Annotated in this window: 26 protein-coding genes; 4 read left to right on the top strand and 22 right to left on the bottom strand. The window is 39.0% G+C overall.

The features are described 5' to 3' along the window. Positions 1 to 6: 6 nt before the first annotated feature. The 9 genes from ACPLVF_RS06870 to ACPLVF_RS06910 form a co-directional block, all read right to left on the bottom strand. Complete coding sequence (locus ACPLVF_RS06870) at positions 7 to 1,161, bottom strand: AAA family ATPase (RefSeq protein ID WP_424907097.1); 1,155 nt, start codon at positions 1,159 to 1,161, stop codon at positions 7 to 9. A 15-nt stretch (positions 1,162 to 1,176) separates the two neighbouring features. Then, positions 1,177 to 1,875 carry a Flp pilus assembly protein CpaB gene (gene cpaB / locus ACPLVF_RS06875; protein WP_424907098.1) on the bottom strand — a complete coding sequence of 233 codons (699 nt, stop codon included), beginning with the start codon at positions 1,873 to 1,875 and terminating at the stop codon, positions 1,177 to 1,179. A gap of 20 nt (positions 1,876 to 1,895) precedes the next feature. After that, on the bottom strand, positions 1,896 to 2,840 hold the full coding sequence (locus ACPLVF_RS06880) for a TadE/TadG family type IV pilus assembly protein (RefSeq protein WP_424907099.1): 945 nt from the start codon (positions 2,838 to 2,840) through the stop codon (positions 1,896 to 1,898). 19 nt (positions 2,841 to 2,859) lie between these two features. Beyond that, positions 2,860 to 3,267: a TadE/TadG family type IV pilus assembly protein gene (locus ACPLVF_RS06885; RefSeq protein ID WP_424907100.1), complete on the bottom strand. Its 408-nt coding sequence runs from the start codon at positions 3,265 to 3,267 to the stop codon at positions 2,860 to 2,862. 12 nt (positions 3,268 to 3,279) lie between these two features. Next, complete coding sequence (locus ACPLVF_RS06890; RefSeq protein WP_424907101.1) at positions 3,280 to 3,804, bottom strand: A24 family peptidase; 525 nt, start codon at positions 3,802 to 3,804, stop codon at positions 3,280 to 3,282. A 190-nt stretch (positions 3,805 to 3,994) separates the two neighbouring features. Continuing rightward, positions 3,995 to 4,177, bottom strand: a complete 183-nt coding sequence (locus tag ACPLVF_RS06895) for a Flp family type IVb pilin (protein WP_424907102.1) — start codon at positions 4,175 to 4,177, stop codon at positions 3,995 to 3,997. A 104-nt stretch (positions 4,178 to 4,281) separates the two neighbouring features. Then, positions 4,282 to 5,535, bottom strand: a complete 1,254-nt coding sequence (locus tag ACPLVF_RS06900) for a DNA polymerase IV (RefSeq protein WP_424907103.1) — start codon at positions 5,533 to 5,535, stop codon at positions 4,282 to 4,284. A 53-nt stretch (positions 5,536 to 5,588) separates the two neighbouring features. After that, the gene (locus ACPLVF_RS06905) at positions 5,589 to 7,118 is read right to left on the bottom strand and encodes an AbgT family transporter (RefSeq protein WP_424907104.1); all 1,530 of its coding nucleotides are present in this window, start codon (positions 7,116 to 7,118) and stop codon (positions 5,589 to 5,591) included. 11 nt (positions 7,119 to 7,129) lie between these two features. Next, the gene (locus ACPLVF_RS06910) at positions 7,130 to 8,314 is read right to left on the bottom strand and encodes a M20 metallopeptidase family protein (protein ID WP_424907105.1); all 1,185 of its coding nucleotides are present in this window, start codon (positions 8,312 to 8,314) and stop codon (positions 7,130 to 7,132) included. Between the two features lie 342 nt (positions 8,315 to 8,656). Here ACPLVF_RS06910 and ACPLVF_RS06915 point away from each other — a divergent pair, with 342 nt between their 5' ends. Both ACPLVF_RS06915 and ACPLVF_RS06920 read left to right on the top strand, forming a co-directional pair. Further along, positions 8,657 to 9,337, top strand: coding sequence for a heparan-alpha-glucosaminide N-acetyltransferase (locus tag ACPLVF_RS06915; protein ID WP_424907106.1), 681 nt, complete (start codon positions 8,657 to 8,659; stop codon positions 9,335 to 9,337). Between the two features lie 22 nt (positions 9,338 to 9,359). Beyond that, positions 9,360 to 12,107, top strand: coding sequence for a phosphodiester glycosidase family protein (locus ACPLVF_RS06920; RefSeq protein WP_424907107.1), 2,748 nt, complete (start codon positions 9,360 to 9,362; stop codon positions 12,105 to 12,107). Between the two features lie 53 nt (positions 12,108 to 12,160). Here the strand turns inward: ACPLVF_RS06920 and ACPLVF_RS06925 are convergent, their stop codons facing one another. The 7 genes from ACPLVF_RS06925 to acsV form a co-directional block, all read right to left on the bottom strand. Next, positions 12,161 to 12,340, bottom strand: coding sequence for an L-serine ammonia-lyase, iron-sulfur-dependent, subunit alpha (locus tag ACPLVF_RS06925; RefSeq protein ID WP_424907122.1), 180 nt, complete (start codon positions 12,338 to 12,340; stop codon positions 12,161 to 12,163). Further along, positions 12,341 to 13,552 carry a DUF401 family protein gene (locus ACPLVF_RS06930; RefSeq protein ID WP_424907108.1) on the bottom strand — a complete coding sequence of 404 codons (1,212 nt, stop codon included), beginning with the start codon at positions 13,550 to 13,552 and terminating at the stop codon, positions 12,341 to 12,343. Positions 13,553 to 13,724: 172 nt separating this feature from the next. After that, positions 13,725 to 14,843: a DUF362 domain-containing protein gene (locus ACPLVF_RS06935; RefSeq protein ID WP_424907109.1), complete on the bottom strand. Its 1,119-nt coding sequence runs from the start codon at positions 14,841 to 14,843 to the stop codon at positions 13,725 to 13,727. Between the two features lie 156 nt (positions 14,844 to 14,999). Continuing rightward, the gene (locus ACPLVF_RS06940) at positions 15,000 to 15,410 is read right to left on the bottom strand and encodes a DUF3842 family protein (protein ID WP_424907110.1); all 411 of its coding nucleotides are present in this window, start codon (positions 15,408 to 15,410) and stop codon (positions 15,000 to 15,002) included. Positions 15,411 to 15,413: 3 nt separating this feature from the next. Beyond that, a complete protein-coding gene (locus tag ACPLVF_RS06945; RefSeq protein WP_424907111.1) occupies positions 15,414 to 15,605 on the bottom strand; it encodes a CooT family nickel-binding protein in 192 nt (63 codons plus the stop codon). Between the two features lie 14 nt (positions 15,606 to 15,619). Further along, a complete protein-coding gene (locus tag ACPLVF_RS06950; protein ID WP_424907112.1) occupies positions 15,620 to 15,838 on the bottom strand; it encodes a hypothetical protein in 219 nt (72 codons plus the stop codon). A 35-nt stretch (positions 15,839 to 15,873) separates the two neighbouring features. Beyond that, positions 15,874 to 17,802, bottom strand: a complete 1,929-nt coding sequence (acsV, locus tag ACPLVF_RS06955; protein ID WP_424907113.1) for a corrinoid activation/regeneration protein AcsV — start codon at positions 17,800 to 17,802, stop codon at positions 15,874 to 15,876. Between the two features lie 228 nt (positions 17,803 to 18,030). Between acsV and ACPLVF_RS06960 the strand changes: the two genes are divergently transcribed. Next, complete coding sequence (locus tag ACPLVF_RS06960; protein ID WP_424907114.1) at positions 18,031 to 18,624, top strand: nucleoside recognition domain-containing protein; 594 nt, start codon at positions 18,031 to 18,033, stop codon at positions 18,622 to 18,624. 27 nt (positions 18,625 to 18,651) lie between these two features. Then, on the top strand, positions 18,652 to 19,191 hold the full coding sequence (locus ACPLVF_RS06965; protein ID WP_424907115.1) for a spore maturation protein: 540 nt from the start codon (positions 18,652 to 18,654) through the stop codon (positions 19,189 to 19,191). 75 nt (positions 19,192 to 19,266) lie between these two features. Here the strand turns inward: ACPLVF_RS06965 and gcvH are convergent, their stop codons facing one another. The 6 genes from gcvH to ACPLVF_RS06995 are packed head-to-tail and all read right to left on the bottom strand — an operon-like array spanning position 19,267 to position 25,764. Next, positions 19,267 to 19,644: a glycine cleavage system protein GcvH gene (gene gcvH / locus ACPLVF_RS06970; RefSeq protein ID WP_424907116.1), complete on the bottom strand. Its 378-nt coding sequence runs from the start codon at positions 19,642 to 19,644 to the stop codon at positions 19,267 to 19,269. A gap of 12 nt (positions 19,645 to 19,656) precedes the next feature. Further along, positions 19,657 to 21,780 carry an acetyl-CoA decarbonylase/synthase complex subunit alpha/beta gene (acsB, locus tag ACPLVF_RS06975; RefSeq protein ID WP_424907117.1) on the bottom strand — a complete coding sequence of 708 codons (2,124 nt, stop codon included), beginning with the start codon at positions 21,778 to 21,780 and terminating at the stop codon, positions 19,657 to 19,659. A 52-nt stretch (positions 21,781 to 21,832) separates the two neighbouring features. Continuing rightward, the gene (acsE, locus tag ACPLVF_RS06980; protein WP_424907118.1) at positions 21,833 to 22,618 is read right to left on the bottom strand and encodes a carbon monoxide dehydrogenase/acetyl-CoA synthase methytransferase subunit; all 786 of its coding nucleotides are present in this window, start codon (positions 22,616 to 22,618) and stop codon (positions 21,833 to 21,835) included. 33 nt (positions 22,619 to 22,651) lie between these two features. Beyond that, positions 22,652 to 24,010, bottom strand: a complete 1,359-nt coding sequence (gene acsC / locus ACPLVF_RS06985) for an acetyl-CoA decarbonylase/synthase complex subunit gamma (RefSeq protein WP_424907119.1) — start codon at positions 24,008 to 24,010, stop codon at positions 22,652 to 22,654. A 20-nt stretch (positions 24,011 to 24,030) separates the two neighbouring features. Next, positions 24,031 to 24,969 carry an acetyl-CoA decarbonylase/synthase complex subunit delta gene (gene acsD / locus ACPLVF_RS06990; RefSeq protein ID WP_424907120.1) on the bottom strand — a complete coding sequence of 313 codons (939 nt, stop codon included), beginning with the start codon at positions 24,967 to 24,969 and terminating at the stop codon, positions 24,031 to 24,033. An 18-nt stretch (positions 24,970 to 24,987) separates the two neighbouring features. Then, positions 24,988 to 25,764: an AAA family ATPase gene (locus ACPLVF_RS06995; RefSeq protein ID WP_424907121.1), complete on the bottom strand. Its 777-nt coding sequence runs from the start codon at positions 25,762 to 25,764 to the stop codon at positions 24,988 to 24,990. Positions 25,765 to 25,862: the final 98 nt, after the last annotated feature.

A 25,862-nucleotide genomic window follows, 5' to 3' on the forward strand; every position in this document is an offset into this window, starting at 1 on the left:
TTATCATCACCTCAGCCCCAACTTCTCGGAAAGTTCAGCTATAGATAAAGCAATCTTTGACTTGGGTGCGCTCAAGACAAAGGGGTTTCCTTTATTTACAGAACTTACTACAGTTCTTTCATCTTCTATCAAATAGGAAAATATCTTTGTGCCAAGCACCTTTTCTATGTCCTCAGGTTTAAAACCGTCATTCCCTTTTTTGTTTAATACTACTTTAACCTTTTGCTCTAAATTTAATTTTTTTAATATCTCAAAATCGATTTTCGCCCTTTTTAGAGAAGTTATATCCTGATTTAATAGGAGTATAATATATTCAGAATCTTCAAGCACGCTGATATTGGTATCGCTGTAATAAGCTGGTAAATCGACTACAATATAATCAAAGTTATCCTTTAATATCCTCAAGATTTCTTCAACATGCTTAGATGTGACATACTCGGAAAATTCCGGCCTTTCCGGTGCTGCAAGGAGTTTTAATCCTGAAACATGGGGCAGTAAAAAAACCTCCAAAAGATCATAGCTTAATTCCTCTTGTTCTTTAACAAGGTCCACAATACTTGTAATTGGGGCTATGTTGAGCATCAAAGCGGCATCTCCTGCACTCAGGTCAAGGTCGAGAAGTACCACCTTTTTTTGCACATCCTTAGAAAGCTGCATAGCAAGGTTTACAGCAACTACGGTTTTTCCAACCCCTCCCTTTGTCGAAAAAAAGGATATAATTTTTCCCCTTTTTTGCGGTAAGTTGTCCGGTTTTTCTATTTTGGTTCCTATCCAAGCCATGTTTCTTTTTTGCTGGGATTCATAGACCCTTCTTATGGTCTCGGAAAGTTCTTTAGCCGTAAAGGGTTTTATAAGATATTCACGTGCTCCTGCTGCCATGGCCTTTTTTAAATACTCGTTCTCCCCTTGAATGGAAATAATCACAATAGCCGTTTGAGGATTGTTTGTGGTAATCCTTTCTGTAGCTTCTATTCCATCCATCCTGGGCATATTTATATCCATTAATATTACATCGGGTTTTAATTCTTCTGCCAATGCCACCGCTTCATATCCGTCCGCAGCCTCTCCTATTACTTCTATGTCCTCTTCGAAATACAAAAGCCTTTTTATGTCATCTCTTGTCGTAGGTATATCGTCAGCAATGACAACGGTTATGGCCATTTTTCACACCTCCGCTTATCTTAAAAGGTTTTCCGCTTTTGTCGAATTTAGTGGAATTTTACCGGTATCTTGAGGCGATCTTAAAGTCAGATGTATACTGCCGTGCTGAACGGCAAAAGCAAGCTGCTGGGCCTCTTCAGGCGTCACCATCAAAGTCACGGTTTTAGGTTCAGTTTTGCTTTGCCCCTGTGCATTTAAACTTGCATCCACTGCAAGAACAGGTACATTTTGTATAATTGTAGATGTAACGGCAAATTTTTTGTCCGGCGGAGCATCGAAGGTTACAATAACATCAACCCTGTCCCCTGAAGATAAAAGGCCGTTTAAAGCAACCACATTGTTTACCGGAATAGAAATGGCTCTCTTTCCCGGTTCAATTTTTACTGAAAGCCCCGCGGCAGGGTCTTTTTTGTCCAAAATTAGATCTTTTTGTATTATCTGGCCGGGAAGTATATCGTATTTTGCGATTTTCCCTATTACCTCATCTTTTTTCATTGCTCCATAAGGGGCATATTTCAATGGCACTTCTCTTGTAGTGACCATACTGCTTTCTATAACGGTTTTTGCAGGAATCTTTTTTGTTGCTTCCACTATATCAATGAATTCCCCTGTAATCTTGTACTTAGCCTCCAAATCACTAAGATATTTGTAAGTTCCAAAAGCAGATAAAAGACCTAAGAGAATGGCAAGTAATAAAATCATTTTACTTTTCATAATCTTTTCCCCCAACCTTTTTATTCCACTATCCTCGCAGCATGAAGTCCGTAATTTTGCTGTGAAGGATCAATCGTAAATTCTGTGCCATCAGGAGGCACCATTTTTATAAAGTATCCGGTCACCTCATTTTTTGACCCGCTTCCTGAAACCCCCTTCAACAAAAAAGAGCCAAAACCCACTATCCTCACTTCATCCCTGCCCTGAAGGAGTGAAGACGGGTCAAATATAGGCACTATCATAACCCGAGGGCATCCGGGATGGTAACTCTCAATGGTGCATTTGGGTTCATGGGGGCACGAGGAAAGCCTGTAGTTTACCCCTCTTTCCGTAGGCCCTGACATGTCGCCCGGCTCTGTCTGGACCCAATCGCCCACTTTCAAAAACCCATTATATCCGTATTTCAAATTGTTCTCATAAGTGGAAGAACCCCTGAATCCCAAAGCTAAAGCTCCGTAGTTTCCCGGGCCGTAATCGTCCTTAGGTGCTGCCTTCAGGGTATATTCCCTGCCAAATTCAAAGCTCTGGTCCGGTATGCCGAAGGGCACTACGCCGGTTACTCCAGTTACCGCACCGTAAACAGCAGAAGCCTTTGCCTTAACCGTTTTGTTTTTAAAACCCATTATCCTCATAAAAGTAAACTCAACATTTTTTGATGCTTCAACGGTTATTTTGTTTTGACTGCTGTCAAAGGAGATGTTGAGGTCTTCAGGCGCATAACCATTTTTTTGAAAATACTCTATTGCCTTTTCCATTGCCTTTTCCTCATCGGGAAGCTCGTAGGCCCCTGCAAGCGCAGCGGCATCGCAGGCATTTTGAAGCCTTTCTTTTTCCAGCACCAAAAGACCCGTATCCATAAAAAGTCCCGTTATTCCGATAAGCACAGCTAAAGAAAGGGCAAAAACCACCATTGCCTGCCCTTCCTGCCCCTTTATTAAATTTTTGAGTTTATTATTTACAATCATAAAGGCAACACCCCAATAATCATTCCATCCTCATTGTAGCCTCTGCTTTCAAAGTTAAAGGGTTTCCTAAAAAATTGGAAATAAAGGGAGTTATTAGTGTCAGTTTATAGGAAATTTTTACGGTAACAGGGTCCCCTGTTTTTCTCTCTTCTTGTGGCGGCGAAATATACTCAATATTCAAATTTTGTGCCAAATCCGGCAAAGGAGTAATCTCGTATATCCTTTGTACAACCTCATCATCGGTTTTCCCGACAGCGCAGAGCCTAACCGCTTCCCTTGCTGACCTTGTCAGCACTATCTGAGCATAATAAATCCTGCCAAATTCCAAAATCCCAAAGATCATCACGATAAGTATTGGCAGGATAAGCGCAAATTCAACCATGGACTGACCCTTTTGGTCTTTTATTATTTTTTTTATCCCGATCAAGTTCCACACCTCTTAAATTGAAAATATAAACGCGGCAATTGTGCCCAAGGTTATAGCTATACCATAAGGGAATCGCCCTTTTTTTGAAGGAGAATCTAAATTCTCCAAAAGATTTAGACCTTTCGGGACAAAACCCAGTATTGACAAAAGCGTAAGAAAAACCGATTTTATCTTATAACGCGAATTTTTGTCAAAAAACATTATGGCAAGGGAAATAATTCCTCCGGCAATAGCTGAATATAAAAAGGCGTTTAACGTAAAAGCAGGGCCTTTTATAGCACCTATTGTTCCTAAAAATTTGACATCTCCGGCACCTATGCCCCGCAATAGATAAGGTATAAAAAGGAACAACATCCCAAGAAACATGCCCTCTAAACTCAGCACAAAACCTTTTATTCCACCCAAATACCCATTTATTAAAAACCCTAATATTAGTGCCGGAAAAATCACCGCATTGTAGATCTTATTTTTCAAAAGATCGCTAATAAGGCATGTTAAAACCAATACAATAAGAAGGATCTCTTTTAAGGCCTCCATCCACTCTCACTCCGCATTTGTAAATTTGGCCCTACCGTTAAGTAGGGCCAATTGATTTAATTTTTGTTTATAATTTTTAATTGCTACTCCTGATATTATTAAGGATTTTTCTCTCCTATCTGTAGAAATCTATCTCTAATATGATATACAAAATTATCAATTTTGTATTTTAATAATAAGTTATATAATTTTAGTCGTTACCTAAATTGTTTGCTACATCGTTCATTCTATTAGAAATTCTTCTTCCAAGAACTGTCAATGCACCTATTACCACTATAGCAACCAATGCGAGAATAAGACCGTATTCTGCCATTCCCTGACCTTCTTCTTCCGTCCAGAGCCTTTTTACACCATCCAAAACCTTCTTTAACATACCACCCGGCCTCCTCCACTTACCTTTCTTTTTTCTAATTCCATAATAATCCTTAAAAAACCTTTGGACATGAGGCAAAAGGCTTAAAATTGAAGCTTGCGGTCCTATGACCTGAAGCCTATTTTAACTTCATCCCTTTCAAACTTTTGTCCTGCCCTGTAAACCGCATTTTCCCCAAACCTATCCTTTATCTTGTCAATGACTTTATTCAGCTTCCTTAATTTCTCATCATGGGGGAAAAGGGAAATCTGTTCAAAGTCCCTCGTGAGCCCGGACAAGCTCACACCCAAAAGCCTCAAAGGGGTTTTCCCGTCCCAGTTACTTTCCAAAAGCTTTTTTGCAGTTTTGTAAATATCTTCCGTAGTATTGGTATACGGAATGGTAGCCGATCTGGTCTTGGTTAAAAAGCTATCATCCCTCATGGTAAGGGTTACAACCCTCCCCACAAAATTTTTTTTGCGCACCCTTCTTCCTACCTGTTCGGAGAGGGAAAGGAGTACAGCCCTTGCCTCTTCAAAGGTTGTAATATCCTTTGGAAGGGTTATGGAATGCCCCATAGACTTTTCCCCTTTTGTAAAACCTGGATCAACCGGGCTTTCATCTATACCGTTTGCCCAAAGGTATAGCTGCCTTCCGATAACTCCGAACGCGGCTTCCAAAAATTCTACCGGGATATTCGCCAAATCCCCTATGGTCTTTATATTCATAGAATTTAGTTTGTCTGCCATTCGCTTTCCTACCCCGTAAAGTTCTTCTACAGGCAGGGGCCATATAACTTCAGGCACTTCTTCAGGATAAAGCACCGTTATCCCCATGGGCTTTTTAAGGTCTGAGGCCATCTTCGCAAGGATCTTATTGCAGGATATGCCGATAGAGCAGGGAAGGCCCAATTCCTCCTTTATAACCTTTTGTATTTTCTCTGCAATTTCAATGGGTTCGCCGAAAAGCCTCTCGCAGCCCGAAACATCGAGCCAGGCTTCATCTATGCTGAAAACCTCCACAATTGGAGTAAACCGTCTTAATATATCCATTACCCTTTCGCTCATTTTAACGTAAAGAATATAATCGGGTTTTAAAAATACGGCATTTTTACAGAGCTTTTTAGCCTGGAAATTGGGCATAGCCGTTTTTACACCGTAAGCCCTTGCTTCATAGGACGCCGTAAGCACAATCCCGTTCCTTTTTTTAGGGTCACCGGCTACAATGACAGGCTTCCCCTTTAACGAGGGGTCTTTTGCCTGATGACAGGAAGCGTAAAAGGCGTTCATATCCACATGGATTATATTGAGCATTCCCGATTCACCCTTTACGAACATTTGTTCTGTATCTATTTTAAACCTTATCCTATTAAAAATCAACTTTAAAAAAAATCTCCTACCGGTCGTGCCGGTAGGAGATTTTAGATAGTTTACTATAAGTGTATCATATTTCCGGGCCCTAAAGGCAGGTTCAGGAAATACCATATAGAGAATAACAATATCCAGGCTAATGCGAAATATATGGTATAAGGGAGCAATATGGAAATTAGAGTTCCCATCCCCAAATTTTCGTCATATTTTCTAGCACTGGAAAGAGCCATAGGGAAGTACGCCAGTAACGGAGTAATGGGGTTTGTAATTGAGTCACCTATCCTGTAAGCCAGCTGTGTAAATGCTGGTGAGTAACCTAATAGCATGAGCATTGGAACGAAAACAGGCCCTAGCACAGCCCATTTTGCAGAAGCACTGGCTACTAAAATGTTTATTAAACAAGAAAAGATTATGATTCCGATCAACAAGGGTAACCCTGTAAAACCTATGTTCTTTAAGAAATCCGCTCCCTTAATAGCCAGGATAGTTCCTATATTGCTCCAGTTAAAAAACGTTATGAATTGAGCAGCTAAGAAAGCTATTACTATATAGGAACCCATTGTGCTCATAGCCTTTGACATTTGAGCAGCCAAATCTTTATCCGATTTAATAGTACCTGCTGCAATTCCGTACCCAATTGCGGGGAAAAGGAAAAATCCGGTCATTATGGGTACCAAACTTTTCATAAAGGGAGAAATAATCAAAGAACCGGTTTTAGGGTCCCTTAAAAGTGCATTAGCTGGCAATGTCCAGTAAGCTATTAGTCCGATATATGCCAAGGCTGCAATCCCCGCTACGCGGAGTGCTTTAATTTCTTTTTCGCTCAAGGGATGAAACTCTTCTTTGTGGCCTTCGTAATTGCCCAAACGAGGTTCCACAATTTTTATCGTTACCCAGGTTGCCACCAAGGTAATAACAAAAGTAGAAGCAATTAAGAAATAATAGTTCATCGCAGGATTTGCAATATATTTAGGATCAATTATTTGAGCAGCCTTTTCCGTAAAACCTGCCAACAATACATCTAACATATTAACAAACAAATTGGCGCTGAAACCACCGGCTACTGCAGCATAGGCAGCTGCAATTCCTGCAAGGGGATGACGACCTACGCTTAGAAAAATCATAGCTGCTAAAGGAGGCATAATAATCAATGCTGAGTCACCTGCAGCATTTCCTAAAACCCCGATCAAAATAACTGCAGGTACTATAAAAGAGGCAGAGGTTCCACTAAGAAGCTTTCTGAGCAGTGCATTTATTAAACCGCTATACTCTGCAACTCCGACTCCCATCATCACTACAAGGACCAGCCCAAGAGGCGGGAAGGTAGCAAAGTTATTGACCATCTCCGTAAAAATCCTAACTACATTTTCCCTTCTTAACAAACTTACCGCTTTTACAACTTCTTTTGTAGCAGGATTTACTGCTTGCCATCCGGCAATTTCAGCAAGATGGGAAAGTAAAATTATCAGAATTGAAAGTCCTAAAAATATGGTAGCCGGATCGGGCAGTTTATTCCCAGCTTTTTCTATAAAATTCAAAAATCTGTCTAATAAAGATACTTTTCTTTTATTTATTACCAGTGGTTTGTTCATATTTGACCCCCTTAAATTTTTAAATTTTTATTGTTTAATACGTACCTAACCATTAGCTCTATTCCTATAGCCATAGCATCCTCGTCAAAATCAAATTCAGGATGGTGATGTGGAAAAGCAATTCCTTTTTCTTCATTTTTAGCACCTAAAAACACGAAGGTACCGGGAACTTGCTGCAGATAGTAAGCAAAATCTTCTCCACCCATAACCGGTTCTGCATTTAATACATTTTCTTCCCCTACAACTTCAGCTGCAATTTGACGGACATACTCAGTCACTTTTTCATTATTTATCACAGCCGGATAACCTTTTATATAGTCAAAGCGATAGTCTGCATTATAAGCCTGGGTAATACCTTTTAGAATTTCCTCCATTCTTTTTTGAATCAAAGCTCTTGTTTCTTCGCTAAAAGTGCGCACAGTGCCGGTAATTTTTGCAGTATCCGCAATAATGTTAAAACCGTATCCTGCTTGCAGGGTCCCAACGCTCACCACAGCAGGTTCAAGGGGGTTCACAGAACGACTGACAATTGTTTGAAAAGCGCTTATTACCTGCGAAGCCACCACGACAGCGTCAACTGTTTGGTGAGGTGCTGAGCCGTGTCCCCCCTTACCTATAATTTCAATAACAAAGGAATCTGCAGCTGCCATAAGGGGACCGGCTTTTAACCCTACTTTTCCTATAGAATAATTAGTCCATAAATGAATGCCAAAAATGTTATCTACTTTAGGATTTTCCAATACACCAGCTTCAACCATTGGCTTTGCTCCCCCGGGAAGTTGTTCCTCGCAGGGTTGAAAGATGAATTTTACTTTTCCTGTAAAATCGTTTTTCATCGCCGATAGAATCATCGCAGTGCCCAGAAGCATTGCAGTATGTCCGTCGTGTCCACAGGCATGGCAAACGCCATCGACTGTAGAAGCATAGGGAACCTTCTTGGCATCCTTTACGGGCAGGGCATCCATATCAGCCCTCAGTGCCACGGTAGGCCCGGGTTTCCCGGTATCCAGCAAACCAACAACCCCGGTTTTAGCTATTTTTGTCTTTACTTCCAAACCAAGGCCTTCGAGGGTCATTGCTATGATTTCCGATGTGCGCACCTCTTCGAAGCCGAGTTCAGGATGGGCATGAAAATCCCGGCGCAATTCCCGAACTTTCGGAAAAATTTTTTGTATTCTTTCTTTTAAATCCTTCACTTTACCCCTCCTTTTTGTTTAAAATTGTGATGCTTTACTTATTTATTTAATTAAAAGAATAAATGAATATTTAGTGAATATTATAAGATATGCTATTTTATATTGTAAACCCCATTTCTTCTTAGATTTTTAATTTATTTTAAATTATATTTGTTTTTCTTTATATTTCTTCTTGTTTTGCATAATTCATACTATTTCAGTAGGATTTAATGTGCATTAGCATAACATGTACCAAAATAAAACCAAGCCACAATTTGTAAAGTAAATTTAAAATACATGAAATGGACATAAATGGTTTTTCCTGTTATACTTATAACAACCGGTTAAAGATGAGGGGCGTTTATGGGAAGAATTGATGAAATTGATTTTTTCCGGGGAATTGCAGTTATATTGATGGTTATTTTCCACATTGTATTTGACTTAAACTACTACATGGGCTTACCCGTTAGTTTCAGCAGCGGTTTTTGGTTTTATGAAGGCAAAACATCCGCCTTAATGTTTATTTTCCTTGCAGGTATAAGCGTAAACTTGAGCAAAAATGCCCTTTTACGGGGCATAAAAATTTTCTCCCTCGGAATGTTAATAACATTTATTACATATTTAATCGATAAAAGCATGTATGTTAAATTCGGAATACTCCATTTTATCGGTTTATCTTATTTGTTTTCGTATTTTTTCAAAAAAAAGGATGTTCCCTTTTTAGTTGCCACAGCATTTTTATCAATTTTAATTGGAATTTATTTTAACAGCATTTTTGTAGGGTATAAATTCTTATTCCCACTCGGTCTCATTTATAAAGATTTTTCATCCTTGGATTATTATCCTATATTTCCCTATTTTGGGGTTTTCCTTTTTGGAGTTGTTTTTTATAAAACCTTTTACGCCGAAGGAAAAAGATTGTTAAACAAAAACGCAAAGCAAAATATTATAAATTTCATAGGTAAAAAATCTCTTGTAATCTATTTAATCCATCAGCCCGTTATTATCGGCATACTATTTCTGTATAAATATTTGTTCAATTAAATTCCACTAAGGGGGTCTAAACATGACAAGGTTTAAAAAGCTTATTTCCGTATTAACTGTCATTCTTCTTTTAATCGCAATTTTGCCTTCAAATATTTACGCACAGGAATCGGTTATCCTTTATGAAGAAAAAGAACAAAGCCCTATAGCAAAAGGCGTAATTTATGAAAAAAGAACTATATTCACTTCCCATGGATGGAAGAAAGTACATATTTTGACGGTTGACCTTTCCTCCCCTTATATTGACGTAATAAGCCTCTACAATAAACAAAATTTATCTGAAAGGAAAACTTTAAGCGACCTTGTTAAAGGGAACAATGCGGTTGCGGGGATAAATGGCGATTTTTTTACAATGACAAATCCTTCCTCATCCGTAGGCATACATATTGACGAAGGCAAACTTATTTCATCCCCTTCTAACCGTTCGGATATGGCTGCCTTTGCTCTAACCTTTGATAAGATACCCCAAATACTAAATTTTTCTTTTGAAGGTAAATTGATATTAAAGGACGGGACTTCTTTGCCTATTTCTTCAGTAAACAAAATAGGCGACCCAACCGGAAGGGTAATGCTTTATAATACCTTTTTCGGCAGGGAAACTTATAAATTACCTGCTGACAAGAGTGATGCCCTTTACATCATCGTTAAAGACAATGTCATCGAAAACTTTTTCTACGGCAAATCCTCCTTCATAGAGGATGGCAGAATGGTTTTCGCAGTCGGGCAGGATCTTGCAGCCCAAATTTATCCAAAAATTAGCATAGGCGACCCCGTAACCCTTGATTTAAAATTGGTACCTGAAATATCCAATATAAAAACTGCAGTGGGAGGCGGTGCCGTACTTGTGGAAAACGGCAAAATCCCTGAAAGCTTTTCCCACAATATAAGCGGGGTTCATCCAAGGACCGCTATCGGATTTACAAAGGAAAAAAATAAAATAATAATGGTAGTGGTTGACGGCCGGCAGGAGGAGAGCGACGGTTTAACTCAGGAGGAATTGGCAAAATTATTGTTGAACCTCGGGGCGTACAATGCGCTTAATCTCGACGGTGGTGGCTCATCTACGATGGTGGGAAGGCTTCCGGGTGAAGAGGTCCCCAAGGTTTTAAATAGTCCCTCGGATAACAAAGAAAGGCCTGTTATAAATGGAATCGGAATAATAAACAAAGCCCCGAAGGGCAAAATTGCAGGCCTTATCATTGAAACCCCTTTCTTTACGGTTGCAAAAAATTCCCGAATTACCTTAAACGTAAAAGCTTACGATGAATATTATAACCCTGTATCTATTGATCAAAACAGGATACAATGGAGCATTTCTAAAAACCTTGGGAAATTTAATAAAAATACCTTCTTTGCCCAAAAGGAAGGGGAGGTCGTCATTACTGCAAAATATGAGAATGTGAAAACCTCGCAGAATATAAAAATATTAACACCTGTAAAGATAATAAAAACTTCCGACTCTTCTTATTACGGAATAGATAAAAATGGAACACTCGCATATATTGACCCATTGGATATAAACAATTTTAATCTACCTGTTGAAGAAAGCTCAAAATTTGAGGGTTTAGATCTTTCTACACCGGTATATAAGGATAATCAAAATAAAAAAATCAGCGATGCTAATTTTGCTTTAATAAGCGGCTTTTCCGAAAGTAAATTAGCAGAAAAAGATTACAAAGAAGCCTTTTTGAAGGCATTAGACATTATTAAAAAGTATAAGACCGACTACATCATTGCCCTCGACGAGGTTAATACAAAAGGGGAATTATCAAAAATTATCCCAAAAAATTATCTTTCAAACCTAAAAAGCTTTAACCAAAAATATCAATCTTTTAGTGATAAAGACAAATTGTTTATTTTCTTAAGGGCAGAAAAGGGCGGTATCAGAACTACCGACTACAATCAGTGGCAATCTTTTATAAAGGACTTGAAAGGCGCTTCAAAGTATAAAAAGGTAATTGTTTTCTTAAATAGTCCTATAGAAAAGTTTACCGATAGGCAGGAAATCGCCCTTTTTAAAAAACTTCTTTCGCAATTAACTCAAAAAAATATAGAGGTAAACGTGATTTTAAAAGGTGAAAAATTTTATGTTAAAAAGGAAAATTCCATAAGGTTTATAAGCCTACCACCAATTGATACAGAAAATCCTGCAGCATTACTTTTCAGCTTTGAGGGTAATTCAACCTCTTACTCAATAATTCCCCTTTTAAAGGATATAATCAACCAAACCCTTTATATAAAGAAGGGAATACCTACTGAAATAAAATTAACCGGTATTTCTCATTACCAAAGCAAACTACCAATTAACTACCCTTACAATTTTGACCTTTCCCTTTCCTATAATAAAAAATACAGCTTTGATAAAGGAAATTTGATTTTCAAAACCCAAGACAAAGGGAATCTCATCCTTAAGGTTAACGCTTCATTTATACAAAAAACTTTCACCGTACCCGTTATCGATTTCTCAATCAATTTAAACGGAAAGGATTTGTTTTCTCCTGATTCAATACCCTATATAAACAAAAAGGGTAACGGAATGGTCCCTTTGAGGCTGATTTCTGAAAATCTCGGGGCAAAAGTTGAATGGAATGAGAAAAAGAAAGAAGTTATTATTAAAAAGGGAAATAAAATTTTAACCCTAAAGGTGGCAAACAAATACGCGGAGATGGTCGGCGGGAAGGTCTATGTCCCCTTAAGATATGTAAGCGAAAACTTAGGCGTAAAGGTCACATGGGATGATAAGACAAAAACTGCAGTTATTAATTATTAGAGCCTGAAATCTAAAAAGCAGCCCGCATTTTGGGCTGCTCTTTTTTTTAACTTTTACTTTTTTAATACCCTGTCTTGTATCTTTTTCCCCGTTGGTGTAGCAGCAAGACCTCCCATTGCAGTTTCCCTCAATTGTTCTGGCAGCATCCTTCCCACTTCTCCCATAGCTTTTATCACTTCATCGGGCGGGATTACACTTTCTATGCCGGCAAGAGCCAGCTTTAAAGCTATTATTCAAATTAAAATCAAAACAGCGATAACAGCTGCAAGTACAAAAAAGGATGAGGCCATAACCTTTTTTAAAAGTTTATCTATTCCCACATCAAAATATTCCGCCGTCATAACGCTGCAGAGGTGAACGGGAGTTATCATCCCTCCAATAAAACCTGAAACAAAAGCGCAGGCAGCATGCCAAATATTTTGGCCAAGTCCGAAGGGAATCAATATGGGAAAAGCTAAAGATACAAAACTTACCGTTACACCAAAAAAGAAATTGGAAACTAAAGGAATAACAACAAACAATAATTCTTTTGGTATCTTATAGTAAACTACCGCACTGGAAAGGGACTCAACTATTCCCGAAACGGTCAAAAAATCTTTAAACACCATAACACCAATTATTATTATCACATAATTTAAATTTAAAGATTCTTTTACTATCCTTTTTACTTCTTTTAGATTTAATTTGTTTAAAATTATCAAAACAATTATAGTTATTAATGCTGCTAAATCAAGGGCATACTCAAACCTATTTATAAGTAAAATATATAAAACTATCATGGTGAAAACCGGCATTATGCTGAATAAAAATTCCATTAAAGCCTTTTTCCTATCCCCATTTTTTAAAGCCATTTTATTATCCTCGATTTTTTCCCCTATTATTAAAACACCGGAAACCGCATATATAATTATAAAAATCATCAAATGCAAAAACAATTTCCCCACAGGCACATCCAGCAATTTTGCAGCAAGAATAACTCCAGGGTATAGAATAAAACCATCAAGCCAAACATGCCTGAACCAGTAATTTATATATGCTTTATTCAAATTGGATAATCCATCACCTGTTATTTCCTCTACTATTGGGCACGAAAATCTTGCTCCTCCCGGAGAAGGAAGAAGTCCGAGGGCAGATGAAAGCATGATCGCTGAAAAAAGTCTATTGCTCACAAGAAGCCTTAAACTTTGCGCCATTTTTGCAATCATACCACTGGTTCTCATCATATTTTCAATTATCATAACCGCAATTAAGATAAATATCAATTCAAGGGTTTTTTCTGAAACTACAGCCTTAAAGGCGGTTAATATCACAGCCTTAATAGGCATTTTCTTTATAAAGGATAAAATTAAAGAATTAAGAAGCATTATTAACCCTATATTGATGTTCTTTCGAAACAGGTATACATTAAAAAAAATTGCAGTAAGAAATATTAAAAATAAAATCATACTATTCTCCTTTTTTGTTTTATTATACTTGTCGCTTTAAAGCGTAACATTCATCACAAAATTTATAAAAGCCATCTTTATCTTTTTAATTTATATAAGCACCGTAAGCGTATTCGGTCATAATTTCAAAACATCCGTTTTATATACCGGTTTTATAACATTAAATACTTTTTTACGTTAATTTTATCAGCTCATACTCCCTTGTGCCCATACCCAATTTCTCGGCGTATTCTAACTGATATTCTCCCTTTGTATCAGGGTGGATGGCTTTAAATTTGTCTTCTCCTGGCTCAAATCCCTTATTTTTATCCCCGAGTGCCGAATGGGGGTTGCCTTTTTGAGAATTTACCAAATCAAGGCATGCCTTATCGAGGGCTACAGGATCAAAGGATGCAAGGATTCCGATATCGTGGACAATCGGTGCATCGCTCCATGGCGTGCAGTCGCATAAAGGCGTGACATTCATGACAAAGTTTATAAAAGCCGTCTTTTCCTTCTTATTTATATAAGCACCGTAAGCGTATTCGGTCATTCTTTCCACAAATTCTAGAATATCCGTTTTCCATACCGGTTTTATTGCATTAAACACGCACATGGAAATGCATTCTCCACATCCAATGCATTTTTCTGCATCTATGTAAGCCTTGCCATCAACAAGAGATATGGCATCCTTAGGACAGTTTTTAATACAGGCAAGGCACGCCCTGCAGTTTTCAGAAACCTTAGGTTTTAAAGTTGAGTGTTGGCGCTGTTTGCCGGCAGCAGGCGCACATCCCATTGCCAAATTTTTTATCGCTCCTCCAAAACCCGCCATTTCATGGCCTTTAAAATGAGAAAGCACGATCATAGCATTCGAATAGTAAATAGCGGATGCAATCTTTACCCTGTCAAAGTGTTTTTTATTAATTTCTACTTCAACAGAATCTTTGCTGACTATACCGTCAGCAATGATTATTGGGGCATTTACTACAGCATAAGCAAAACCGTTTTCAATTGCAGTTACTATATGGTCTATACCATTGCTCCTTGAGCCCTTATACAATGTATTGGTATCGGTTAAAAAGGGTTTGCCGCCGTATTTTTTAACCTTGTCCACTACTTGTCTAACAAAAATGGGATTAATAAAGGCATTGTTTCCTCTTTCACCAAAATGTATCTTTAATGCCACCATATCATTTTCCGAAATAATTCTGCCAAATTCGGCAGCTTCGAAAATTCTTCCTACTTTTGCTGCAAGGCTTTCGGTCCTTTTTTTAGCTCTTAAGTCAAAAAAATAAACCTTGGACTTCAAGAAAATCCCTCCAATGTTGTTAGCTAAGTGCTATCTAAATTTAATTTTAAAAATTTAAGCGCAAAATTATTATATCACTATGTCAAGACATTTATAAAGAACAAAATAAAAAGAAGCTCTACCCATTATTAGAGGGTAGAGCAAAAAATTTTACTATTAAAACATCTCTTTGATTTTCTCGATGGCCTCCTTTATCGAAAGAAAAAGGGGCCTTTTTTCAATACCTAATACAGTTATGTCTTCGCAGTCTAAAATAGGAATCAATATCTTCCTTGCCCTGCTTTCTACAATAGCAGAAGCCATCCTTTCTGTGATTTCTCCCATCATGGAATTGGGTATCACAATCCCCAAGGAGCCTACAATTACATCCACTTTTTTTACCGTGCTGACAATTGCGTTCTCACCGGTTGCACCTTTGTTTGCCTTTTCCTTCATCATGTTAGCCGTCGCTGCCGAATTAGTCCCCAAGGCGTAAATTTTTACATCCGGTGGGAGGTCCTGCCTTAAAAGAGAAATAATTTGGCTTCCGATTCCTCCCCCCATTCCGTCAACAACCGCTATTATCATAGCTTACTTCCTCTTTTCAAGTATTATTTTGTGGTCCAATAGTTTTATTTCTTTTATAACCGCATCAACCAACTTCTGCTGCCCCAATAAGTCGTACATAAAAACCTTCCCATCCTGTGGCTCTACATAAATAACGTTTTCCATAATCTCCTTTTCTTTACCGTCCTCCAAAATAACCACCCTTGATTCGCACAAAGCTCATTCACCCCTTATATTAATTTTTTCGCCTCAAATAGAGCGTCTCCCGCCTGAAGTAGTAAATCTGCAGCCTTTTCAATATACTCTGCGCATTCTTTTTTTCCCAAGGCCTTTACCTTTTCAGCCCATTTCCTAAAATTCTCTTCATGGGACTTATTGTGTTCAATCCAATGGGCAAGGAGTATTTTTAATGTTTGAATGTCACTATCATGTCCTTCATGCATGTGCATAATCTCCATCTCCCTTAACTTTTATTTTTATATTCTTATTTAATTAAAGATATTACGCTGGGAAATAGACTGCGGTCGGTATGCGGCAAAAAGCACGCGCTAACAAATTCATCCATGTAAGAGGGGTAAGTGCTGAGTTCAATGTAGGTCATTGAGTCCGCTATTTCCCTTGCCTTTTCCCTTGCTTTTTCGTATACAAGGCAAAGGTAAGCCCCGATCAAAGATGCATTCCCCATATAATTAAATTTTTTTTCATCTATGTCGGGCAAAAGACCTATAATTTTAGCATTTTTTATATGTAAATTGCGACCTATTCCCCCTGCTATTATGATCTTATCCAAATTGTAAACCGACAATCCAGCCGTTTTTAAAAGCACGCTTAAACCGGAAAAAACGGCTCCTTTTGCCCTCAGCAGGTTATCTATATCAATCTCATTTATTGTTATATCTCTTCCGTCATAACTTTCCCTGCCCCATACCACTACATATTCCATAACATCCAAATTTTCATCATACCTAATCCTGTCATTTTTTATTTCACCTGAAATTTTTCCCTTAGAATCGATTATACCCGAAAGGAACATCTCTGCAATAAGGTCTATAAGGCCTGACCCGCATATGCCCTTGGGTTTTATGTCCCCCAGCACGTTGATTTTAGGCTCTAAAGTTTTCCTATCAATTGCAACTTCATCAATAGCCCCCGGCATTGCCCTCATACCGCAGCTTATTTCTCCACCTTCAAAAGCCGGACCTGCAGAACAAGCACAGGTAAGCATAAAATCCTTGTTCCCAAAAACTATTTCTCCATTGGTGCCCAAGTCCAAAAAAAGCGTATTTTTATCCTCAGCCCATAAACCTGATGCTAAAACACCGGATACGATATCCCCTCCTACATAGCTTGCTACATTAGGTAAAACTGTAATATTAGCTTCAGGATTTATATCAATTCCGGTATCCTTTGCTTTAATCTGAGGGCATTCCCTAAATACAGGTATATAAGGTTCTAATCTGATATAAGATGGGTCCACTCCCAATAAAAGATGGGTCATAGTAGTGTTTCCAGCAAAAACACCAGCAACAATATCCTCTTTACTGATTTTTGCCTTTTTAATAAGCTCCTTTATTAACCTGTTGATGGTGCCTTCTACTATGGAAACCCTAAGCTTTTCAAGGCCCTCCTGCGATGAGGCGTAAATTATCCTGCTTATTATATCTGCCCCGTACTGCATCTGAAGATTGCCCGAAGTAGCACTGGCAATAATTTCGCCCGTTGACAGGTCTACAAGGTTAGCCGCTACCGTAGTTGTGCCCACATCAGTGCAAATACCGTACGCACCTTTGTTTTCACGACCTTCGACTTTTAAAAGCTCATAAACCCCTTCGCTTTTTAAAAGGGTTGCTATTATTTTAAAATCCTCTTGCCTTAATACTTTCGGTAAGCTTTTTAAAACCCCCAAAGAGCAGGTAACATTTTCAATATTATGTCTTATTTTTAGCTCCCTTTTTAATCTTTCAAAATCCGCTACATTGTCGTCAAGAGAAGGCTTTGGAAGTTCTAAATTTATAATAAAAACACCGCTATCTTTAACAATTCCCTCTTTTTCTAAAAGTCTGCTGGCATTTTTAATCCTTTCACTTTTTTCATCTCCGGGTTTCACATCTTCGACAAGAATATCCTCGACATTTTTCGCCTCCTCAATCTCTACCACCATGTCTCCTTCAACAAATGTAAGGCACGCAAGCCTGATACCCTTTTTTATGTCTTCTTCAGTAAGAAGGGGAGAAAACTCCATGCGGTGGCTACCGCTTTCCACCTTAACCCTGCACTTTCCGCAGTGTCCCCTTCCTCCACAGGGTGCATCGACAAAGATTCCCGCTTTTCTTGCTACTTCCAGAAGATTTGCGCCTTTTTTTACGCTTATACTTTTTTTGGAAGGATTAAAGACCACAGTGCATTTTTCCATTTAAATCACCTATCTTGTGACATTTTTCTCGATTTAATTATAACACAAAAAGACTTATTTGATAATTTTTTAACAGAAATTCCTTTGTTTTTTAGCATCTACTTCATTTTTGCCAACAATAATCACTTATTCATACAATTTTTCGCTTTTTTTACTTAATAGTATACCATAACTTGGTGGATTAAAAGCTTTTCTTAGGCATAAATATTTATAAAGGAGGTTTTAACAATGGCAATGAATTTTATATTTTTCTTTTTAATTTTTTCAGGAATCTTAGCAGGGGCTTTGACGGGAAAAATGGATGCGGTAACTCAAGCAGTGTTTGATTATGCCAAGACTGCTGTAGATATTTCACTGGGGTTAATAGGTGTTATGTCCTTTTGGCTCGGACTTATGAAAATAGCTGAAGAATCAGGACTTGTTTATAAAATTTCAAAAGCTATAAAACCCATTATGGCCAGGCTTTTCCCCGATGTACCCTCTGGACATCCTGCAATGGGAGCTATGGCATTAAACATAGCCGCTAATATGCTGGGATTGGGGAACGCATCGACGCCCTTAGGATTAAAGGCTATGAAGGAACTTCAAAGCTTAAATCCGAAAAAGGATACGGCAACAAATGCCATGTGCACCTTTCTTGCAATAAATACTTCTTCTATAACTTTACTTCCCACAACAACCATGTCTTTAATGAAAGCTACGGGATCCCAAAATCCCACAGCAATTATAGGTCCTACACTGATTGCTACTTTTTGCTCCACCATGGCTGGAATTATAGCGGTTAAAATTTTGGAAAAACTGCCCGCTTTTAGATCAAAATAATAGCTTATTATATTGGAGGTTTTTTTAATGCTTCCCAAAATAGTAAATACCCTATCTCAATGGGCAGTGCCTTGTTTTATTATTTTCATAATTTCTTACGGTTATATCAAAAAGGTGAAAATATACGAAGTTTTTATTGAAGGAGCGGCAGAAGGGTTTGCCACAGCCGTAAAAGTAATTCCCTATTTAATAGCGGTTTTAGTATCTGTCGGAATTTTTAGGGCTTCCGGTGCAATGGACTTTCTAATTACCTTTATAACTCCTTTTGCCAATTTTTTAGGAATACCTTCCGAAACCCTACCAATGGCTTTGATAAGGCCTCTTTCAGGCGGAGGCGCTCAGGGAATTATGACCGAGATTTTTAAAACCTACGGCCCGGATTCTTTTATAGGAAAGGTTGCTGCAACGATGAACAGTGCAACCGATACAACCCTTTATATTATTGCCCTTTACTTCGGCTCAATTGGTGTTAAAAATACAAGGCATGCCCTCTTTGCCGGCCTTATAGCCGACACCGTAGGCCTTATTGTTGCGGCTCATGCGGTCAGGATATTATTGGGCGGATAAATATTAAATTAACCCTGCAGCGTGCAAAACTACTGTAGGGTTTTTAATAATGGTGTTTAATAATCTAAAGAAAAGCTATTCTAATATTTTTTGGTAGTCTGTGCTTTCTAATAAATTTTCGATTTCGGATGCATCTTCAATTTTTATCTTAATCATCCATCCTTTTTCGTAAGGGGATTCGTTTACAAGTTCAGGGCTGTCTGCCAACTCTTCATTTACTTCTATTACCTTTCCACTTAAAGGTGCGTAAAGATCCGAGGCCACCTTCCCCGATTCTATAGTGCCGAAAACCTCATTTTGTTTTACTTCACTCCCAACTTCGGGAAGGTCAACAAACAATACCTCTCCCAATTTATCCTGAGCATAATCGGTAATACCAATTACCGCTATATCCCCTTCAATCTTTGCCCATGTGTGTTCTTTGTGGTATTTATACTCTTCGGGGAAATACATTTTCTTACCTCCTTACATCATTGGTTCCATAGTAAGTGCAGGATGCCCTACCTTGGTTAAAAATTCCACTACTGAATCTGGATCAGTTCCTACCGTCTCATCGGCTATCATATCCGCAAAATTATCGTACCCCAATTCCTTTCCTCTTGCGTTCAACTTTTCCCTCAAAGCCTCTTTTAATTCCTTTGGCATCCATACCAATCTCTTCAATCCGCCTTCTGCAGCAATAAACTTCTTGCTTGTAATAAACTGTCTCCCAAGGCCCATAAAGCCGGGTGTTTGTGTTCCACCACCTGTTGTTGATGCAAGCTCTCCGAAAGTCATTCCAAGGGGAGTAGGCCCAGTGTATTCCCTGTTTACAATTATAACACCGTTTGCTTCGGGCATAATGCCGCATATGCATTCAAAGCAACCGCAAGAAGTCATGGGATTTTCCATGAGTGAATAGATGCATACTTCCTTTGTAGCTCCGTGGGACAGCTCTTCTACAGCTTTGTTGACAGATTCCCAAACACCTTTTACTTCATCCAAGCATTCCCCTTTTACTATAGGCTGACAGGGTCCTGCAGGATTAATTTCTTTTGTGGCTTTAGCATCAAGCCAGCTTACAGCGCCGCACAATCCTAATCTTTCAGGTGTTACAATACATACATGAGCAGGTGCAAAGGATTGGCACAGCAAGCAGGAATAGAAAACATCTACACTTTCATCGGTTAAGCCTGCAAGTCTGGCGTCCCTTGCTTCGTAGCGGGGTTTTGCAATTTCTTTCGCAAGTTGTTCCACTTTTTCTTTATCGGTGATTATGGTTACCTGTACTTTATCCACAATGCTTCCAAATTCATCGAGCATCTTTGCGTATAAAACCTCTCCTATGTGATGGAGCCTGAATCCCGCTTCGTAAGTGGATTTGCTTATTCTAAGCCACATGATGTCCCTTTGCCCTATATGCATTACACCTTCAATGTAGTTTAAGAAATAGTGTATCCTTCTTTCCATTACGGGTTCAAAATCTTCCTGCATGTTTCTTCCCGCTACATCCACCAAAATTGCAAGGGGTAGTTTTCCGCCATCAGGCCCTAAGGTGTCAAGGTCAGGACCGATTACTTCTATCTTGTGGTCTTCTATTTCGGCCATTTCTCTTTTTCTGACAAGCTCCCAAGCAGGAGTTCTGCCACCACCGAATTCGGCGTACATTTCTTCTTTCCTGACCCTTTCGCCTTCAAAGGCTGCTGCAAAACCTACCGGAATAGGAATTTCCGTTATCTTAATCTTGATGTTTCTTGCTTCCAATGAGGTTGCCACCATTTTATCATAGTCCCTTTGAATTATCAAGAAGTGGGGTACCTCTTGAACTTCTTGGTCAGTAATTACAGGGAATCCCAAAGCTATTGCCCCCGCACCCGCTGATACTACAAGCTCGCTCAAGGGGCCCAATGCGTTAACAAAGGCAGGAACCCTTTCCTTTGTGTATTTTAAGAGTTCTTCTAAATTGCCGGGCTGGACGTTTCCAAAAATGAGAGCAGCCCTTATCGCAACTGTTACTACGTGGATTACAGAGGTTACATCGTAACCTAAGGGGATAACTCTAAGTTCAAGCCCCATTTTAACCTTTGATTCGATAGCTTGATCTATAATTTTTCCTACAAGAAAAACAAGCAGTCCCTTGTTCTGATAACCCTTGATTACCTTTGCAGCTTCCTCAGGTGTCGGTGCTTCTCCAATAACAACGGCAACACCGGGAATATCTCCGGTAACAAGAGGAACACCTAAGGAGCGAATGATAGCATCGGATATAAAACCTGCACAGGGCTCGCTATAAGGCTTTTCATCCACTGCATATTTACAGGCTTCGATGATTTCGGCAGAAAGAGCTGTTGCAAGCCCAGCGTTCAATGCCTTTTCAAGGTTTTGTTCTTCTACAATAAGGCTTTCTACAATTCCTAAGGCTTCCTTTAATTCCTTTAGAGTAGATATTTTTTTGCCCGTAGCTGCGTAAAGGGTAGGTAAGCTGTATGCTGTTTCGGGGAAAGCTACTTTTGCTTCAGCTCCCTTTTTCCCAATAGCCCCCTCTACGGTAGCTCTCGCAGCTTCTAATGCCTGCTTTGACCCTGTAAAAATGATGTCAAATAAAGTCATTTTAAATCCCTCCAAGGATTTTTATTTTTGGCTTTCAGGCCACAAAGTTTCATTATAGTTCAAGATAAGAATCGCAGTACAAATTCCAGCCCTTTAATATTTCAGCAGTTTTTATAACATCCATCAGCATTTTGTTGCACGGGTTTATTATAGCAGAAGTTAACCCGCACTGAATTGCCATTGAACAAAATACTGCTTCTATAAGTCCCCTCAACTCTTTGGGGCATCCGTTGGATACATTGCTCAAACCTCCCGTAGTTTTAAGGCCCATTTCCGAAATCTGCCTTATCGCTTCAAGGACTTCCTGCTGTTTTTCCTGCATACCCTTTACTACGACAAATAGAGGATCGAATAAAATGTCTTCGGGGTTTAACCCTAACTGCATAGCCCTATCCAAAATTTCAGTGCAGTAAGCAATTCGTTCATCATTATCCCTTGGAATTCCTTCCTTTGCACAAAGGCCTATAACCATAGCACCGTATTCTGCAGCTACTTCAAGCATCCCTATCCTTGCTCCGGCATCGGCAGAGTTTATTATAGCCTTTCCCGGTTTTGGATCATAAACCTTTAAACCCGCTTCAATTGCTTTGGTATTGGCGGTATCCAAGCACAGGGGAGTATTGGGAAATTCGGATTGCAAAAGTTTTACAACCCACTGCATTAATTCTTCTCCATCTCTTTCAGCAGGACCTATATTTACATCAAGGTAATGAGCCCCCGCTTCAATCTGCTCTTTTGCCCTTTCCAAGATAGGCTTCGGATCCCTTTCTTGAAGAGCTTTTCTTATGACCGGTGAAATGACGTGAATTCTCTCACCTATGGTTAAAAACCTTGCCATAAAACACACCTCCAAAAATTCATTCTTAAAATTTTACGACCTTTTTGCTGCATAATCCCTTAAAAATTTAGGAATCATTGCAGCTTCTTCGGTACCCACTACTACCTTCCATCCGGGCAGAGCATCTTCAATATCGGATTTTAGCACCGCAACCTTGCCGGGGATAATAATTTCCCTTGTCTTGATTTTATCTTCAACTCCAAAATCTTTAACCGCCTTTGCAATGGACTTTCCGCTGAACTTTCCTGCCGCCCAAGCAGTTAATACCGAATATCCGCCAGCATCAGGTATAAGAACCCATGCCGGAACCTTCGACCTTTCAACCTCGCCCGATACTATAAAGTAGGTTAGAGCAAAGTCTACGGTTACTAAAAGGGGAGAATTCTCATCAGCCTGCCCTATTTTGTATATTCCCTGTTCCACCCTCATAGGCCTTTGCGGGTCTGTGTAAATGTTTTGTCTTAAAGCAAAGAGAGGCAAAGCTAATGAGTAATCTATGTCATCAAGAACGATTATTGATGCGTATTTTTCGATAAACATCGAAGCATAGGAAAGCTGCATGAACTTATCCTTTGACAGCCTGTTTACAAAAACAGCTGTGGGGTATCCAAAGGTTCTATCTTGCGAGATTAAAGCCGTTCTCCTGATATTTACTACATCTTCAAAGAGTTGTTTTGCACTTCCGGCTTTTGTGCTCAAAAGGAGTTCTTTGTATCCGAGAGAATGGATTTTTTCGACGAGATTATATAAAGCTTCCAAATTCTCTGCTTCTACTCCTAAAAGCAGATTATTTTCTTTTGCTATGTTGACCATAGCTTCAAAGTTTTCTTCATTCGCTCCGAATAGTATTGGACCTAATCCCTTCACTTCATCTACCGCTGCCTTTGCAATTTCCGGGTCATCGGTAATTATCATGGGTACAGCTAATTTGCATTCGTTTTTGACTTTCTTTAATAGTTCAATATACTTTTCTTTATTTTTGCTTTCACATTTTACTGCAGCTATTTCTACAAACATATTTTCATTAATTCTCACATAGTTTACCCCGTTCATTCGCGAAATCTTTTCATTGATCTCTTCTTCAGACATGGTATCATTGAACATTACCGCAAATCGATTCCTGTTTACAAAGGTTTTTTCATGCCTGAAAAGAACAGTTTCCCCTCCGAGGGTATAAGTTTTATCACCTCTTCCAAACTTCACCGTCTTCATCAAAGGAGCTGTAGCCTCGGAAAGTTTCTTTTTTGCCTCATCGGACATGTAGGGGCATTTTTCCGCATCAACCCCTCCCTGTGCCAATTTCATAGCAAAAGCAAGGCAGGTTGGAAAGCCGCATTCTTTACAGTTTTTCTTTGGAAGCAGTTTATATATATCCATACCCGTTAAAGCCATGTTTACCTCTCCCTTCAAATTTAGTTCGTCATTTCTCTAACAAATCTTCTTATAATTTCAAATGAACGCGGGTGTCTTAAAATTACTGCATCGGCTCCTGCCGTTAACACACCAACCGCTGTGGCAATTTCCATTGCTATTCCTCTTTCTTCCTGATTTCCCCATTCGGGTACATCTTCTTCTGTCGCAATTGATTCTTTTACTTTCCAGGTTTCGAAAGAAACTGGCATGATTATAGGGATCTGAAGTGTAGTATCGTTCTGTTCTAATGCAGCAAGCTTTATCCTGTCAATGGTAGTTACAACATATTCAAATCCGTAGCCTACAGCTGAAATACCGGGGTTCATGAGCATTTTTTCAGGCTTTACCCCAAGCTGAGTCAGTAAAATGTTCAGCTGTTTTGCAAGGTTCAAATCTACTGACGACTCGGCCACAACTATGTTGCCGTACGCCAAACCTACAGCAGCACCTACTTCTTTGTAATTTGCTTCTACTGCTGAAAGGAACGCATAATTTTTATCAGCAAGTGCTTCAGCTACCTTGGTAAAAATCTTTGCATTCTTTTCATTAGAATCACATCCAGCAATGACCAGCGGGACATTGACACTTTCTGCTACTTTTTTAGCGATTTCTGCACATTCTTCAGGAGTTCTATCCTTGGTATCGGGATTTGCACCTACAAATCTTAAGTTTATAAAATCGGGATTGTAATTTTTTACATAATGTTCTGCCCATTTTGCCGGATCTTCGGCTACCTCCCTGATCTCATTCATCAGTTTTTCGGGCCAACCAAAAGGAGGCACATCCCAGATTTCCATTCCGATTTTTGGAGCATTGCCCAAATCTCCGTCAAAGCTGTAGAAGGGAAGTACCGATTCCCCTCCAATTTTTAAACCTTCACCCAAAATAACTTCCCTAATTTTCCCCTGATATTTTTGCTGGGGTTTTTTATATGCCATATCTTTCGCCTCCGTATCTCATTTTTTTATAGTTATCCTTGGAAGGAGAATGCTATCTAATATATTTCTAAAAGCCCTTATTGCCTCGGTGTTTTTAGGTAGATTTACTAAAGGTATACCTTTGTTGTCATATTCATAGATACTGTCATCAAGGGGAACAAGACCAGCAAGGGGGATATTATACTTTTCTATATGTTTCAAAAGTTCCCCATCTATTCCATCCTTTGGAACCCTATTTACTATTAAGAAAAGTTCCTTTACATCTAAATTCAACTCATCGATCAATGCTTTTACCCGATATGCGGCATCTATCCCTCTTTTCGAGCATTCGCTTACTGCAAACATCAAATCCACCTTTTTTGTAGTTCTCCTTGAAAGGTGTTCAAGCCCTGCTTCATTGTCAATAACCATAAAGGAGTAAGAATTTGAAAGCTTATCGGTTGCCTCTCGTAAAATTCCGTTTGCAAAGCAATAGCAACCCAATCCTTCAGGCCTTCCCATAACGAGGAGATCATAGCCTTTGCCTTCGATAATAGCCTGCTGTAACCTAAAATTTAAATAATCAGCCTTTGTCATTCCACCGGGGAGATTTTCCATATTTTTTACTTCTTCTCTGATTTCACCTAAGGTAAACTCCACATCTACCCCAAGGACATTATTTAAATTCGAATTGGGGTCCGCATCTACTGCAAGGACCGTGCCTAAACCCTTCTCTACCAAATAATCCACTGTAAACCCGGCAAGGGTGGTCTTACCGGTTCCACCCTTACCTGCCAGTGCAATTGTATAAGCCATTTTTATCACTCCATTTTATGCATTGTGAATAGATTGGCCGTGTACATCGTGAACTGCTTCCATCACAGCCTCGCTAAAGGTGGGATGAGAATGTACAA

It is taken from the genome of Thermovenabulum sp. (genome assembly GCF_049701175.1).
GTDB lineage: Bacteria > Bacillota > Thermosediminibacteria > Thermosediminibacterales > Thermosediminibacteraceae > Thermovenabulum.

Excerpts from the sequence above, each read along its gene's own strand:
- ACPLVF_RS06870 (WP_424907097.1), bottom strand. The coding sequence starts at position 1,161 with ATGGCCATAACCGTTGTCATTGCTGACGATATACCTACGACAAGAGAT.
- cpaB (WP_424907098.1), bottom strand. The coding sequence starts at position 1,875 with ATGAAAAGTAAAATGATTTTATTACTTGCCATTCTCTTAGGTCTTTTA.
- ACPLVF_RS06880 (WP_424907099.1), bottom strand. The coding sequence starts at position 2,840 with ATGATTGTAAATAATAAACTCAAAAATTTAATAAAGGGGCAGGAAGGG.
- ACPLVF_RS06890 (WP_424907101.1), bottom strand. The coding sequence starts at position 3,804 with ATGGAGGCCTTAAAAGAGATCCTTCTTATTGTATTGGTTTTAACATGC.
- ACPLVF_RS06895 (WP_424907102.1), bottom strand. The coding sequence starts at position 4,177 with ATGTTAAAGAAGGTTTTGGATGGTGTAAAAAGGCTCTGGACGGAAGAA.
- ACPLVF_RS06905 (WP_424907104.1), bottom strand. The coding sequence starts at position 7,118 with ATGAACAAACCACTGGTAATAAATAAAAGAAAAGTATCTTTATTAGAC.
- ACPLVF_RS06915 (WP_424907106.1), top strand. The coding sequence starts at position 8,657 with ATGGGAAGAATTGATGAAATTGATTTTTTCCGGGGAATTGCAGTTATA.
- ACPLVF_RS06920 (WP_424907107.1), top strand. The coding sequence starts at position 9,360 with ATGACAAGGTTTAAAAAGCTTATTTCCGTATTAACTGTCATTCTTCTT.
- ACPLVF_RS06930 (WP_424907108.1), bottom strand. The coding sequence starts at position 13,552 with ATGATTTTATTTTTAATATTTCTTACTGCAATTTTTTTTAATGTATAC.
- ACPLVF_RS06940 (WP_424907110.1), bottom strand. The coding sequence starts at position 15,410 with ATGATAATAGCGGTTGTTGACGGAATGGGGGGAGGAATCGGAAGCCAA.
- ACPLVF_RS06950 (WP_424907112.1), bottom strand. The coding sequence starts at position 15,838 with ATGCACATGCATGAAGGACATGATAGTGACATTCAAACATTAAAAATA.
- acsV (WP_424907113.1), bottom strand. The coding sequence starts at position 17,802 with ATGGAAAAATGCACTGTGGTCTTTAATCCTTCCAAAAAAAGTATAAGC.
- ACPLVF_RS06960 (WP_424907114.1), top strand. The coding sequence starts at position 18,031 with ATGGCAATGAATTTTATATTTTTCTTTTTAATTTTTTCAGGAATCTTA.
- ACPLVF_RS06965 (WP_424907115.1), top strand. The coding sequence starts at position 18,652 with ATGCTTCCCAAAATAGTAAATACCCTATCTCAATGGGCAGTGCCTTGT.
- gcvH (WP_424907116.1), bottom strand. The coding sequence starts at position 19,644 with ATGTATTTCCCCGAAGAGTATAAATACCACAAAGAACACACATGGGCA.
- acsB (WP_424907117.1), bottom strand. The coding sequence starts at position 21,780 with ATGACTTTATTTGACATCATTTTTACAGGGTCAAAGCAGGCATTAGAA.
- acsE (WP_424907118.1), bottom strand. The coding sequence starts at position 22,618 with ATGGCAAGGTTTTTAACCATAGGTGAGAGAATTCACGTCATTTCACCG.
- acsC (WP_424907119.1), bottom strand. The coding sequence starts at position 24,010 with ATGGCTTTAACGGGTATGGATATATATAAACTGCTTCCAAAGAAAAAC.
- acsD (WP_424907120.1), bottom strand. The coding sequence starts at position 24,969 with ATGGCATATAAAAAACCCCAGCAAAAATATCAGGGGAAAATTAGGGAA.
- ACPLVF_RS06995 (WP_424907121.1), bottom strand. The coding sequence starts at position 25,764 with ATGGCTTATACAATTGCACTGGCAGGTAAGGGTGGAACCGGTAAGACC.